Origin of the sequence: Paractinoplanes hotanensis, assembly GCF_023717965.1 — a bacterium.
Lineage (GTDB): Bacteria > Actinomycetota > Actinomycetes > Mycobacteriales > Micromonosporaceae > Actinoplanes > Actinoplanes polyasparticus.
This window is the reverse complement of sequence record NZ_JAMQOL010000054.1, coordinates 11,922-25,227: the sequence shown is the minus strand read 5'-3', so window position 1 is coordinate 25,227 and position 13,306 is coordinate 11,922. Positions and strand designations below refer to the sequence as shown.

The following is a 13,306-nucleotide window of genomic DNA, read 5'->3' as shown; positions in this document are numbered from 1 at the left end:
GTTGACGGTGGAGAACGAGATCCAGCTGATCAGTGACGGTGATGGCCTGGCGGTCATCGGGCATCCGGCAGCTATCGATCGTTTTCTCACATCCGAGCGGCTGCCGTCGAAAGACCTCGGACTGCGACGGCTCAGCTCCGCCCTCGGCACCGGATCCAAGATCGCCAAGGCCGGCGCCGAGGCCGCCGAACACTCCGGCCGATGGGTCCAGCTGACCGCGGAGTCCGCCCAGGCGATGAAGAAGTACAACCTGATGACCGGATCGAGCGGCGACGTCAAGCGCGCCGTCCTGACCGACCACGGCAAGATCACCGGCTTGCTCGAAATTGTGCAGACCACCCCAACCAGCCTGCTGGCCAACCCGGCGATCCTGACCGGTGCCGCCGGGCTCATGGCGCAGCTTGCCATGAAACAGAGCATGGAGGAGATCACCGACTACCTCGCCGTGATCGACGCGAAGGTCGACGCCGTGCTCCGCGGCCAGACCGACGCCGTGGTGGCGGACATGATCGGGGTGGATCTCGTCATCGACGAGGCCATGACGATCCGGGAACAGGTGGGCCGGGTCTCCGAGATCACCTGGTCGAAGGTGCAGGCCACGCCGGTGCCGCTGGCCCGGACCCAGGCTTACGCGCTACGGCAGCTCGACGCCATCGCCGAGAAACTGGAGACCCAGACCAAGGTCGCTGACCTGGCCCAGACGTCCAAGGAAGCCGAGATCAGGGTTCAGGAGTGGCTCGCCGTCCTGGCTCGCTGCTTCCAACTCCAGGACGCGGTCGCCGTGCTCGAACTCGACCGGGTGCTGGACGCGTCTCCGGAAGAGCTGGAAGAGCATCGCGTCGCCATCCGGATCGCCCGGCGGAACCGCCTCGACCTCATCTCTCGCGCCACCGAGCGCCTGATGGCCCGAATGGACGCGGCCGCCGGCACGGCCAACGCGAAGGTGCTGCTGAACCCGACCACCTCCCGGGCCGTGGTGCATTCGACCAACCACGTCTCGACCACCGTCGTCGAGTTCAACGGTCGGCTCGGCATCGAACGCGATCGCCGATCCTGGCATGCCAGGCGATGGCTGGACGCGGCCGCGGAGGCCCGCGACAAGGTCCTCGAAACGGGGGCCGAGGTGCGCGACAAGGTCCTCGACACCGGGGCCGACGTGAAGGACAAGGCCCTGGAGACCGGCGCAGAGGGCGTGGGTGCCGCCAGCCGTTTCGGTGTAGGGGCCTTCGGCCGGGCCAAATCGATGATGGGCAAGGTCTCCGGTGAGATCACCGAGCGGACGCAGCGGCAGCTCGGAAGCAAGGAGGAATCCTGATCGAAACCATGAGCTCGTCGGAGCCCCGGGCTCGGTGTCTTCCTCGACCTGGCGTGGTGTCGATGGCCGTGGTCTGGATGTCCTTGAAGGGGGGATGCCGGTGAATGATGTGACCGAGCCTCACCGGCGTTCGATGGTTCCGCGCTCTCTTGCCGAATCACAATGACCAGCGTCCCGCGGATCGGGAACATCCGACAGAGCCGCGACTAGGCTTTCCTGCCCGTTACGACCCAACAGGACTGGTCGTGTCATGCTGACTGGCTGGTCTTGAACAGTGTTGATCAGCAATGACGCGGGCGCGGGCACGGTACTCCACGAGGTGAACTTAAGGCGTAGGAACCTCAAGATCACCGTAGCCGTGCCCGCCCCGTCAAATCCACTCTGGACATCAACACAGAGCCTTCGGCCGCGCACTCTCCGCCTTTGCCGTGCCCGTGGGCATCCCGCCCATCTGACGGAAGACTATCCGGATCTCTGCCTTCGGGCGACTTTTGGTCTGATCCTTCTGGGCGCACCCGCTACCTCTGCCTCAGAGGCCATTCAGCCCCGAATTCCCAGTCGCGCGGGAGACTCCGTCCGGTTGACTTCGCCAGCTCGAGAAACTACTTTCTCTTAGAGAAAGTAGTTCCGTGAACGTTGATGGAGGTGCGTCATGACCACGCCCACGCCCACGCCGGAGCAGGCCCAGCAAGCGCTCGACGACGTCGGCCGGCGTCAAACCCAGACCGCTGAGGCCGCGACGCATTCCCGCTGGGCCTGGATCGCCTCCGGGGCCCTGCTGGTGGTGTGGGGCGTGCTGGTTGATCAGCAGCCACAGTTCATGCGTGACTGGGGCACCACGATCGTCCTCATGCTGCTGGCGCTGTCGCTTCTGGCCAACACCAGGTTCGGTGGCAGTCTTCTGCGCCGTCCGGTGCGGCCGCGCGTTCCCCGGGATGCGCGGAGCATGGTGTGGAACGGTGTGGTGATCGTGCTGATGGCCGTGGGAGCCTGGCTGTTGGTCCGGCTCGAGGTGCCGCACGCCACGGTGTGGGCCGGGGTGGCGGGTGGTCTTCTGGTTGCCGGGGTGGGTCCGTGGTGGCAGCGCCGGGTGCTCGCCCGGGGAGCGATGCGTTGACCGGAGCGAAACTGGACCCGGTTCTGCTCGACCCGACCCGGCTGTCCATCGTGGCGCTGCTGGCCGGGACCGAGTGGGCCGAGTTCGCGTTCGTCCGCGACGCCGTCCAGTTGAGCGACTCGGCCCTGTCCAAGCGAGTGTCCTCGCTGGCCGACGGCGGCTATGTCGAGGTGCGCAAGGGTTACGTGGGCAAGCGCCCGCGTACCTGGATCAACCTGGCCCCGGCCGGCCGTGCCGCTCTGAGCGGGCACGTCGCGGCGTTGCAGGAGATCGCGACCCGTGCGGCGGCCGACCCTCAGCCCTGACGCGCCGCCGCTGCGATGCTGGGGATCGCTCAGTGGGCCGTGAGCCCGCCGTCGACGCGCGGTTCGGCATCGTCCGGGTCCGCCGGCTGCTCGGGCTCTACGACGCCGGCCGGATCGTGAACCCGGTGCTCGCCGACAGTCAGGCCTTCGGCGGCATGGTCGGCGGCATCGGCACGGCCCTGTTGGAACACAGCGTCACCGACCCCGCGCGACGGCCGCATCGCCAACGCCAACCTCGCCGACTACCTCGTGCCTGTCAACGCCGACGTGTCGAACCTGCGGGCGATCTCCCTGCCCGGCGAGGACCGCGAGGCCGGCCGGGGCCAGCGGGCAACCGCGCGGCACATGAGCGCGCTGTGGTCGGGCTTCGCCCGTCATGGCCGGCCGACCCGCGCCGGGCGTGCCGCGCCGGCCCGCGTACAGCCCGAAGGACCGAGCCACGATGTGGATCGACGCCGACAGCAGGATCGTCGAGGACCCCGATCGCAGCGAGAGGCTCTTCTGGAACAACCGGGCCTGACCGGAGTGTGTATGGGGCAGCATCGCGTTGCCCCATACACAGAGGCCGGTTCCCGACTCGCAACCGGCCCGATCACCGGCCGCCGTACACATCTCACCATGACCGACCGAAATCAGCCCATGAAGAGGATCGGGCTGGGCACCGCGCCATTGGCGTTCAAGGACGTCACCACACAGCAAGCTGTCGCGACCGTGCACGCCGCATTGGACTGCGGTGTGGAGCGGCATCGCGTCGTTCGCCACCCCGTTCCTCGTGCGCTGGTCAACCAGCCTGGGCGCCGCATGCGCAAAGCCTGCGTCGGCGCCGGGGCGAACATGTCCGAGGACTAGCCGCCTGTGGTGTTTGGTCGGTTCGAGCTTGTAAAGCCGAGCATCGCGGGCAGCAACGTCAATGCGGTGACCACAGCGACCGCCCACGGCAAATGCGGCAGCCAGGCCCATCTGGGTCAGGAGCGCCATGCCGACTACGGAGACGGCGGCCAGCGCGATCACGACGGTCAGCCCGGCGAACACGACCGCTGAGCCGGCGGTGCCGGTGGCCCGGCCGACGGCGTCCAGTGTGTCGCGGCCTTGGCCGAGTTCTTGGCGATAGCGGGAGACGATGAACAGGGCGTAGTCGATGGCGACAGCGAGGCCGAGCATGAGCGCGAGGATCGGCGTGGTCGGAGACAGATCGACGAAGCCGGTGGCGGCGGTGACCGCGCCGACGCCAACGCCGATGCCAAGCAGCGCGGTCAGCAGTGGCAGACCGGCGGCCACCAGGGAACCGAACGTGATCACCAGGACCATGGCGGCTACCACGACACCGGTCACCACCGTCACCCCACGAAGAAGGTCCCGGCCGTGAAAATCAGCAGAAACGTCGCGTGGAGCGTTGCGCCGACCACCAGGATCGCCCGGTCCGCCACCGGGTGAGCGCCCAGCCGGCCCAGGACGAGGAAGATCGCCAGGACTTCGAGTACGTAGCGGGCGGACGACATCATCGGCCGGAACCATGACGTGGTGGACATCAGCAGGACGAGACTGAGCGCCCCGTGCGCCGTCAGGTACATCTGGTCACGGCGGAACCTGAACGGCCCGACCACCGACAGCACCAGCAAGGCCACCGCGAGAAGAAAAGTGCCGGCATCGATGATGGCGCCCAGAGTGTCCGCACTCAGCAGCCCACCCTGTGCCCGTTCCACAGCGCTCGCCCAGGCGGCTCCCGGCGCGGTGTATTGCCGTCCCCACCGATCCTGGGCGGCGCTGAACGCCAACGGGTCGTTCAGCGCGAACAGGCAGTACAGGCTGTAGAGCGCGGCTCCCAGCGGGATCAGCGCCAGGCTCAGCACATCGAGGCGCAGGCGGCGTAACGGCCAGCCAACCTGGCGGAAGTATTCGACGGCGAGCGGCAGCACCAGCAGGACACCGAACAACCGGGTGGCCGAGGACAGCGCGCCGAAACAGCCGGCCCACCACCAGCACCCACGCCGTCCGGCATACAAGGCACCCGCCATGAGCAAGATGAACAGCGACTCGTTGTAGCCGATGAACAGGAAGAAGCCGGTCGGGAAGATGGCCAGGTACCACGTAGCCCGCTGCGCCACCCGAGGGCCGAACTCACCGTCGGCCAGCCGGTACACCATGGCCAGTGCGCCGAACGCCGCGACGTTGGCGACCAGCAGAGCGGCAACCAGGGCGCCGCCGGGGACGATCACGTCCGTAGCCCGGATCAGCAGTGGATACAGCGGGAAGAAGGCGGGAGATCCGGGATCAGTGCTATAACCCGACTCGGCGATGCGCAAGTAGTGCTCGGTGTCCCACCTGTTCAAGCCGGTCAAGAGTTCGGCCGTCGCGGGTGTCGATCCGCCGTGATCGCGGGGCAGCCAGGCCAACATCTGAACAGCCAGGTGAGCGACGGTGACGACCGACCACACCGCTCCGGCTGTCAGCAGCGCCCCGCGCCAGCCGGGGCCTGATCCTTCAGAAGAACGGGACGGTGCGAGGACTGCGGCGGGAGGTGCGAGAAGGCCCGTCACAACGGCTTCCCCGGGTCGGCTGGCTGCGGCGGCGCCGGAGGATCTGCGACCCCCGAGGTGGGGGAGGGCGCCGCTCCGACCGGTTCGATTCCGATAGATCTCATACCGTCGTGACGTATGCCTGCTCCCCGAGGTTGCACACGCGCCGGTACGCTTGCCCAGGGCTTGGGCGAACCGGTCGCAGCAGGTTTCGTCGGCCCGAATCGGCCCCGGAGCTGATCCCATTTCGCGCCGTTGTCGATCCGCCACAACATTCCATTGATCACCTGCCGGTGATCACGCCAATCACCGGCTTCGCCGATCAACTTGCCTTGATGCTCGGGACGCTGGACATCCCGGCGCATCTCACCGCCGCTCACACGGTCAGCAGCGATGTGTTCATCTACGTCCGGTGTGTGCTGGTCGCGGCGGGACGACGTACGCGAGCGGGGTGACCTTTCGGAGGCTGCGCCGCCCCGCCCGCCCCGCCGCCGTATGACCGTTTGACGTAGAAGGTGCAGGCAGGGGTGGCCGTCCGGGGAGTTCGTCGGTCAGAATGTGCGGCGATCATGGGTGGACGCCGGTTGTCACCATGAGGTCACGGTGACAGGACGGGGGCGTCTGGGCGTGGGCAGTTTCGTCGATGCTGCGTTGAGTTTTCCGACTGTCCTGTTCACTCCGTTGCTCGTCGTGGTCGTCGGCTACTGGCTGGTGGTCATCGCCGGGGGCGCCGACCCGGATGCGGGCTCCGACGCGGGCGACCACGGCCCGCTGCATTTCGCCGGGCTGGGTGGGGTGCCGGTTCCGATCTCGCTGTCGCTGGTCATCGTGTTCGCCTGGTTCGCGAGTCTGGCCGGCGGCGAGTTCCACGGGCCGATCCCGCTGTGGGCCGTGCTGATCGCCGCGCTCGGTCTGAGCTGGCTGCTCGCCCGCCTCCTGATCATCCCCATCCGTAGACTGCTGCCCGACGGGCCGGACGTGTCGCGGGCCGACTTCGTCGGGCTCACCTGCATCATCCGTACCGGGCGGGTGACCAGCACTTTCGGCCAGGCTGAGGTGCACGCTGCGGACGGCTCGTCGGCGGTCGTCCAGGTGCGCCAGGCCGGCGCCGACGATCTGCATTCCGGGTCTGAGGCGCTGCTCTACGGCTTCGACCCGGACGGGGAGTTTTTCTGGGTCGTTCCTACCGATATCGCAACGAGGGGTCATTGATGGACGTTGTCTCCACCGGGTTCGGTGTGCTCGCAGCCGTGGTGCTGCTCGTGGCGATCGGTGTGCTGTTCTTCGTCAGCCGCATGTTCCGCAAGGTCGAGCAGGGCAAGGCGCTCATCGTGTCGAAGGTGCGCCGGGTCGATGTGACGTTCACCGGCGCGGTGGTGCTGCCCGTGCTGCACAAGGCCGAGATGATGGACATCTCGGTCAAGACCATCGAGATCACACGAACCGGGCACGAGGGCCTCATCTGCAAGGACAACATCCGCGCCGACATCCGGATCACGTTCTTCGTGCGGGTCAACAAGACCACCGAGGACGTCATCAAGGTGGCCCAGGCCATCGGCACCGACCGCGCCAGCAACGAGTCGACGCTGCAGGAACTGTTCAGCGCCAAGTTCTCGGAGGCGCTCAAGACGGTCGGCAAGCAGCTGGACTTCGTCGACCTCTACACCCGGCGCAATGACTTCCGCGACCAGATCATCGAGGTGATCGGCACCGACCTCAACGGCTACAGCCTGGAGGACGCGGCGATCGACTTCCTCGAGCAGACGCCGATGGCCTCGCTCGACCCCAAGAACATCCTGGACGCCCAGGGCATCCGCAAGATCACCGAGCTGACCGCGATCGAGGCGATCCGGACGAACGACTTCCGGCGCAACGAGGAAAAGGAAATCACCCGCCAGAACGTCGATGCGCGGGAGGCCATCCTCGAGCTGGAACGCCGGCAGACCGACGCCGAGATCAAGCAGCGCCGCGAGATCGAGACGATGCGGGCCCGCGAGGAGGCCGAGATTGCCCTGGCCCACGCCGAGGAGCGACTGCGGGCCGAGGGCGCCCGGCTCAAGACCGACCAGCAGCTCGGCGTACAGGAAGAGAACAAGCGCCGCGAGATCGCGGTGGCCGAGAAGAACCGTGAGCGGGTCATCGCGATCGAGACCGAGCGCATCGAGAAGGACCGGATGCTCGAGGTGATCGGCCGCGACCGCGAGACCGAGCTGTCCACGATTTCGAAGGACAAGGAGGTCGAGGGGGAGAAGCGGCTGATGGCCGAGGTGATCCGGGAGCGGATCGCGGTCGAGAAGACGGTGGCGGAGCAGGAAGAGAACATCAAGCGCTTGCGTACGGTCGAGGAGGCCGAACGCACTCGCCAGGCTGTCGTCATCCAGGCCGAGGCCGAGGCTCAGGAGTCCCTGGTCAAGGACATCAAGGCGGCCGAGGCGGCCGAAGCGGCGGCCAAGTTCAAGGCTCGCGAGGAAGTGCTGCTGGCCGAGGCCCGTCAGCAGGCGGCCGAGCTTGACACCCGGTCGAAGATCCGGCTGGCCGAGGGCACGCAGGCCGAGGCGGCCGCGTCCGGCCTGGCCGACGTGCAGGTGCGCGAGCGCAACGCTGAGGTGATCGAGAAGACGGGCCGCGCCGAGGCCGCCGTGGAGCGGGAGAAGGCGCTGGTCGTCGCCGAGGCGATCCGCGAGAAGCTCAAGGGCGAGGCCGAGGGTCTGCAGGAGAAGGCGGGCGCGATGGCCGCGCTGGACGACGCCACCCGCGAGCATGAGGAGTACCGCCTGCGGCTCGAGATGGAGAAGGAGATCCGCCTGGCCGGCATCAACGTCCACCGCGAGATCGCCGAGGCTCAGGCCATGGTGCTGTCGGCCGGCCTCGAGAAGGCCGACATCGACATCGTCGGCGGCGACTCGATGTTCTTCGACAAGCTGATCGGCTCGATCACGCTGGGCAAGAGCGTCGACGGTTTCGTCGAGCACTCGTCGGTGGCCCAGGGCATCGGCGCGCGCTACCTGGACGGGTCGGCCAACCTCGCCGACGACCTGGGCCGCGTGGTCGGCTCGGTGTCCACGGCCGACGCGGCCAACGTGAGCCTGGCCGCGTTCCTGACCCAGCAGATCAAGAACGGCGGCCAGGACGCCGGCAAGCTGCGGGAGCTGCTGGCCGCCGCCCAGAAGATGGGCATCGCCGACGGCAAGGTGCCGGCGCCCCGGTGACCGCGGAGACCATCGACGCCGGCACCTACGAGGTGCTGCGGGGCCGGCTGGGGGCGCGTGCGCGCGAACTGGCCGGCCGCGCCGAGAAGCTGAACGCCCGCCGGATCGAGACGTTCGGCGGGCAGCAGACCCGGTTGCTGCACACCGATCGAGTGCGGACCGAGAACATCTGCGTGCCGCGGGACATCGCGCAGGCCGGCGGCGTCATGCTGTTCGGCTACAACGTGTTCATCGGGCTCAAGGCCGAGACCGCGATCTCCGACGTCTTCGCGGTGCACCGGTTCACCGGCCAGTCGTTCGAGTCCGCCACGCTGCCCGGGCTGCTCGACGACCCGGTCTTCGAGCGAGACTTCGCGGAGCTCTACCGCTACTACAAGCAGACGAAGCTGCTGCAGCTGCGCCGCGTCGAGAACCTGCTGCTGGCCGTGTTCCAGACCGGCGCGCGCGGCGACGACCTCAAGGTGCTGCGCTGGCAGGTCCGCACCGACGGCTCCGTGTCCTATCAGGACAACCGCGGTGAACGCGACCACGTGTTCCCGCCGCAGCACGACTTCGAATGGACCGTCACCGGCCGCGAGCAGCACGTGCTGGGCCGCCACCCGCACGTGTCGATCGAGGACGAGGTGTTCGTCGAGACGGTCGGCGGCAGGCTTACCGTCAAGGTGGAGAACAACACCGAGGACGGCGAAGGCATCTTCTCCGAGCCGGTCGACGAGCCGCTGCAGAGCCTGGCCGACGGCGAGATCTCGTACGCCCGGGTCGGTCCGCTGATTCTGCTGCGTGTGCTGCCGTACCAGGAGACGGTTCCTCGATTCCTGGTCTTCAACACCCGCACCAGCGACGTGTGCCGGCTCGACGGCATCGGCCAGGCCTGCCGCCGGCTGCCCGACGACCAGGGCGTCATCTTCCCCGGCGGCTACTACCTGGCCACCGGGGCGGCCAAGACGTTCGACGCGGAAACCACCGACCTCGAGTACGAGCGCGCCATCCACTCGGTCAACGGCGAGGACGTGCTGTACGTCTTCCACGCCCGCGTCACCGGCCGCTACCTGCTGCTGCCGTACAACGTGATCCGTAAGGAGGTCGCCACCCCGATCGCCGCCAACGGCTACTCGCTGTTCGACGACGGCACCCTGGTCGTCTTCCGCACGACCACCGAAGAGCCCGCCCGCGTGCACCCGATGCAGGTCTGGCAGACCCCGTACGAGTCCGACACGCACGCCGCCAGCCGCCCGGCCGGCACCGGCCCGCTGGACCGGATCGGCAACGCCGACCTGGTGCGGGGCATCGCCGACGCGCTCGCCGTGGACCGCATGGTCGAGGAGATGACCCCGTCCGGCCCGGTCTTCGAGGCGATCATCGCGGCCTGCTCGCGGGTGGCCGACAGCTATCACTGGCTCAACGACCCGGAGCTGGAGAACCTGGGCGAGCCACTGGGCGAGGTGCGAGCCACCGCCGAGCAGGTGCTCGACGAGTTCGAATCGGTGCAGGTGCTGACCGCACAGGCAGCCGACGCGGTGACCGCGGCCGAGAGCAACGCCGCCTCGCTGATCGGTAAGGCCCGTGCCGAGAATCCCACCACCACCGGCGGTTGGGTGGCCCAGCTCGGCGGCCTGCGTCACGAGCAGGGGCGCCTTGCCGGGCTGCATGAGATGCGCTACGCCGACCTGGCCCGGATCGACGCCGTGGAAGCGAACCTGGCCGGCGCCGTCGAGGAGACGGCCCGCCGCGCGGTCGAGCACCTGCAGCGGCCGGATGCGTTCGCCGATTACGAGTCCACCGTGGAGGACCTGGTCACCGCGGCCGGCGCGATCGCCACCACGGCCGAGGCGGAGCCGGTCACGGCCCGGATCGGCGAGCAGTTCGACGGTTTGCAGGCGATCACCGAGGTGGTCGGCGGCTTGGAGATCGCCGACGCCACTGTGCGGGTGGCGATCCTGGAACGCCTCGGCACCGTGCTGGGCGGGCTGAACCGGGCCCGGGCCACCGTCGAGGGCCGCCGCCGGGAGTTGGCCGCAATCGAGGGCCGGGCCGAGTTCGCGGCCGAGTTCGCCCTGTTCGGGCAGGCAGTCAGCGGCGCGCTGGCCGCCGCCGACACGCCGGAACGCTGCGACGAGCACCTGGCCCGCCTGATGGCGCAGATCGAGACGCTGGAGACGCGGTTCGGGGAGTTCACCGACTTCGCCGAGCAGCTCGGGGCCAAGCGCACCGAGGTGTACGAGGCGATCTCCGGCCGGCGCCAGGCTCTGCTGGACGAGCAGGCCCGCCGGGCTGACCGGCTCGCCGACTCGGCCCGCCGCATCCTCGACGCCGTTCGCCGCCGGATCGGCGCGCTCGCCGATGCCGACCAGATCAACACGTACTTCGCCACCGACCCGATGGTCGCCAAGCTGCGCGCGCTCACCGGCGACCTGAGGGAACTGGGCGACAGCGTCCGCGCCGAGGAGCTCGACGGGCAGCTGAAGGCCGTGCGGCAGGACGCCGGGCGCTCACTGCGCGACCGGCGGGACCTGTACGACGACGGCGGCCGAACCATCCGGCTCGGCCGGCATGCGTTCGCGGTCAACACCGCCGCGATCGACCTCACCCTGGTGCCGCACGCCGGTGAACTGGCCTTTGCGATCACCGGAACCGACTATCGCGGGCCGATCCGCGACGACGCCTTCCTCGCCACCAAGCCGTTCTGGAACCAGCCGCTGGTCTCCGAGGACGCGCACGTCTACCGGGGCGAGCACCTGGCCGCGGCCGTCTTCGCGGCCGACCCGGCGGTGGCCGCGGCCGCCCTCATCAACGACACACTGCGCGAGCTCGTGCGGCGCGGGGCCGCGGCCCGCTACGACGAAGGGTACGAGCGGGGCGTCCACGACGCTGATGCCGCGCTGATCCTGGCTGCGCTGATCCGGCTGCACGCCGGGGCGGGGCTGCTGCGCTACGAGCCAGAGGTGCGGGCGGCGGCGCAGCTGTTCTGGGCCTTCGGCGCGACCTCGGCTCAGCGGGAGTCGTGGGCGCTGCGGGCCGCGTCGCTGGCCCGGGTGCGGCAGATGTTCGGCTCGGCCGGCCCGGCCTGGGACGAGCTGTGCGCCGAACTGGCGCCGGGCGGCGAATACCTGGCCGAGGAGCTGGCCGCCGGCCCGGACGGATTCGCCACCAGCGCCGGGGCGCGCACCCTGCTCGACCGGTTCCACCGCGAGCTGGGCGGCCCGCAGGCACCGGCCGGCCGGCAGTACGCGGCCGACCTGCGCGCGCTCGAGGACGACCCGGAGGCGCGGCAGCAGTTGGCCCACGCCTGGCTGAGCGCCTTCCGAGCCGCCCGGCCGGACGCGGGTGACCCGGCCGACGTGATCGAGGCGGTCGCGATCGAGCTGACCAGCCATACCCGCTACGACGTGTCGGCGTCGCTCACCGAGACGGTGACCGGGTTGCTCGGCGTGCACCCGCGGATCAGCGGCGGCACGATGACCGTACGGCTGGATGATCTGCTGAGCCGGACCCGGCGGCTCCGGGAGCAACAGATGCCGGCCTATCGCGCGTACCAGAAACAGCGCGCCGCGCTGGCCGCCGCCGAGCGCGACCGGCTGCGCCTGGACGAGTTCAAGCCGCGGGTGATGACCACGTTCGTCCGCAACCGCCTCCTCGACGAGGTGTACCTGCCACTCATCGGCGACAACCTGGCCCGGCAGCTGGGCGCCACCGGCGACGGCAAACGCACCGACCAGTCCGGCCTGCTGCTGCTGATCTCGCCGCCCGGCTACGGTAAGACCACGTTGATGGAGTACGTCGCCGACCGGCTCGGCCTGATCTTCGTCAAGGTCAACGGCCCGGCGCTCGGCCACGGCGTGACCTCGCTCGACCCGGCCGAGGCACCCGACGCGACCTCGCGGCAGGAGGTCGAGAAGATCTCGTTCGCCCTGCAGATGGGCAACAACGTGCTGCTCTACCTGGACGACATCCAGCACACCAATCCGGAGCTGTTGCAGAAGTTCATCTCCCTGTGCGACGCCCAGCGCCGGATGGAGGGCGTCTGGGACGGCCGAACCCGCACCTACGACCTGCGGGGCAAGCGGTTCGCGGTGTGCATGGCGGGCAATCCGTACACCGAGACCGGCCGCCGTTTCCGGGTGCCGGACATGCTGGCCAACCGGGCCGACGTGTGGAACCTGGGCGACGTACTGGCCGGCCGCGACGATCTGTTCGAGCTGTCCTACCTGGAGAACGCGCTCACCGCGAACACCACCCTGGCCCCGCTGGCCGGCCGTGACCGGGCCGACCTGCCGCTGCTGCTGCGGCTGGCCGACGGCGACGATTCTGTCCGGGCGGACCGGCTGTCCTACCCGTACTCGGCGGCCGAGCTCGAGCAGGTGCTGTCGGTGCTGCGCAAGATGAAGCGGGCGCAGCGGGTGGTGCTGCGCAACAACCAGGCGTACATCGCGTCGGCGGCGCAGTCGGATGCGGCGCGCACCGAGCCGCCGTTCCGCCTGCAGGGCTCGTACCGCAACATGAACAAGCTGGCCGAACGCATCGTCCCGGCGATGAACGACGACGAGCTCGATACCGTGATCGACGACCACTACCTGGGCGAGGCCCAGACGCTGGCCGCCGGGGCCGAGGCCAACCTGCTCAAGCTGGCGTCGCTGCGCGGTCGCCTGACCCGCGAGCAGGCCGCGCGGTGGGAGGACGTCAAGGCCGCGTACCGCCGCGAACAGGCTCTGGGGGGCGCCGACGACGACCCCCTGGTGCGGGCGGTCGGCGCGGTCGGTCTGCTGGCCGACCGGGTCCGCGAGATCGAGTCCGCCATCCGTGACGTCGGCGGAGGTCGATCGGAGAAGCCGGCGTCGTAGAAGTCG

Annotated in this window: 10 protein-coding genes and 2 pseudogenes; 10 read left to right on the top strand and 2 right to left on the bottom strand. The window is 69.0% G+C overall.

The window, feature by feature from the left end:
• Positions 1-7 precede the first annotated feature (7 nt).
• The 6 genes and pseudogenes from LXN57_RS36525 (at position 8) to LXN57_RS36500 (ending at position 3,586) form a co-directional block, all read left to right on the top strand.
• On the top strand, positions 8-1,315 hold the full coding sequence (locus LXN57_RS36525) for a hypothetical protein (RefSeq protein ID WP_251802790.1): 1,308 nt from the start codon (positions 8-10) through the stop codon (positions 1,313-1,315).
• 652 nt (positions 1,316-1,967) lie between these two features.
• Positions 1,968-2,432: a hypothetical protein gene (locus LXN57_RS36520; RefSeq protein WP_251802789.1), complete on the top strand. Its 465-nt coding sequence runs from the start codon at positions 1,968-1,970 to the stop codon at positions 2,430-2,432.
• Positions 2,429-2,737, top strand: coding sequence for a winged helix-turn-helix domain-containing protein (locus LXN57_RS36515; RefSeq protein ID WP_251802788.1), 309 nt, complete (start codon positions 2,429-2,431; stop codon positions 2,735-2,737). Before LXN57_RS36520 ends, LXN57_RS36515 begins: the two co-directional genes overlap by 4 nt.
• Positions 2,738-2,769: 32 nt before the next feature.
• Positions 2,770-2,883 (top strand): annotated as a pseudogene (locus tag LXN57_RS48405) (hypothetical protein); the annotation flags it as partial.
• Positions 2,884-3,113: 230 nt separating this feature from the next.
• Positions 3,114-3,257, top strand: coding sequence for a hypothetical protein (locus tag LXN57_RS36505; protein WP_251802786.1), 144 nt, complete (start codon positions 3,114-3,116; stop codon positions 3,255-3,257).
• A gap of 98 nt (positions 3,258-3,355) precedes the next feature.
• Positions 3,356-3,586: a hypothetical protein gene (locus LXN57_RS36500; protein ID WP_251802785.1), complete on the top strand. Its 231-nt coding sequence runs from the start codon at positions 3,356-3,358 to the stop codon at positions 3,584-3,586.
• A 35-nt stretch (positions 3,587-3,621) separates the two neighbouring features.
• Here LXN57_RS36500 and LXN57_RS36495 read toward each other — a convergent pair.
• Positions 3,622-4,069: pseudogene (locus tag LXN57_RS36495) on the bottom strand (MMPL family transporter); the annotation flags it as partial.
• Positions 4,070-4,074: 5 nt separating this feature from the next.
• Positions 4,075-5,133 carry a mannosyltransferase family protein gene (locus LXN57_RS36490; protein ID WP_251802784.1) on the bottom strand — a complete coding sequence of 353 codons (1,059 nt, stop codon included), beginning with the start codon at positions 5,131-5,133 and terminating at the stop codon, positions 4,075-4,077.
• 413 nt (positions 5,134-5,546) lie between these two features.
• On the opposite strand from LXN57_RS36490, the gene LXN57_RS36480 reads away from it, so the two are divergent.
• The 4 genes from LXN57_RS36480 (at position 5,547) to LXN57_RS36465 (ending at position 13,300) form a co-directional block, all read left to right on the top strand.
• The gene (locus LXN57_RS36480) at positions 5,547-5,708 is read left to right on the top strand and encodes a DUF4240 domain-containing protein (protein WP_251802866.1); all 162 of its coding nucleotides are present in this window, start codon (positions 5,547-5,549) and stop codon (positions 5,706-5,708) included.
• Positions 5,709-5,904: 196 nt separating this feature from the next.
• Positions 5,905-6,465 carry a YqiJ family protein gene (locus tag LXN57_RS36475; protein WP_251802783.1) on the top strand — a complete coding sequence of 187 codons (561 nt, stop codon included), beginning with the start codon at positions 5,905-5,907 and terminating at the stop codon, positions 6,463-6,465.
• Positions 6,465-8,462, top strand: coding sequence for an SPFH domain-containing protein (locus LXN57_RS36470; protein WP_251802782.1), 1,998 nt, complete (start codon positions 6,465-6,467; stop codon positions 8,460-8,462). The genes LXN57_RS36475 and LXN57_RS36470 overlap by 1 nt, the downstream gene beginning before the upstream one ends.
• Positions 8,459-13,300 carry a DNA repair ATPase gene (locus tag LXN57_RS36465; RefSeq protein ID WP_251802781.1) on the top strand — a complete coding sequence of 1,614 codons (4,842 nt, stop codon included), beginning with the start codon at positions 8,459-8,461 and terminating at the stop codon, positions 13,298-13,300. The genes LXN57_RS36470 and LXN57_RS36465 overlap by 4 nt, the downstream gene beginning before the upstream one ends.
• The last annotated feature ends 6 nt before the right edge of the window (positions 13,301-13,306 follow it).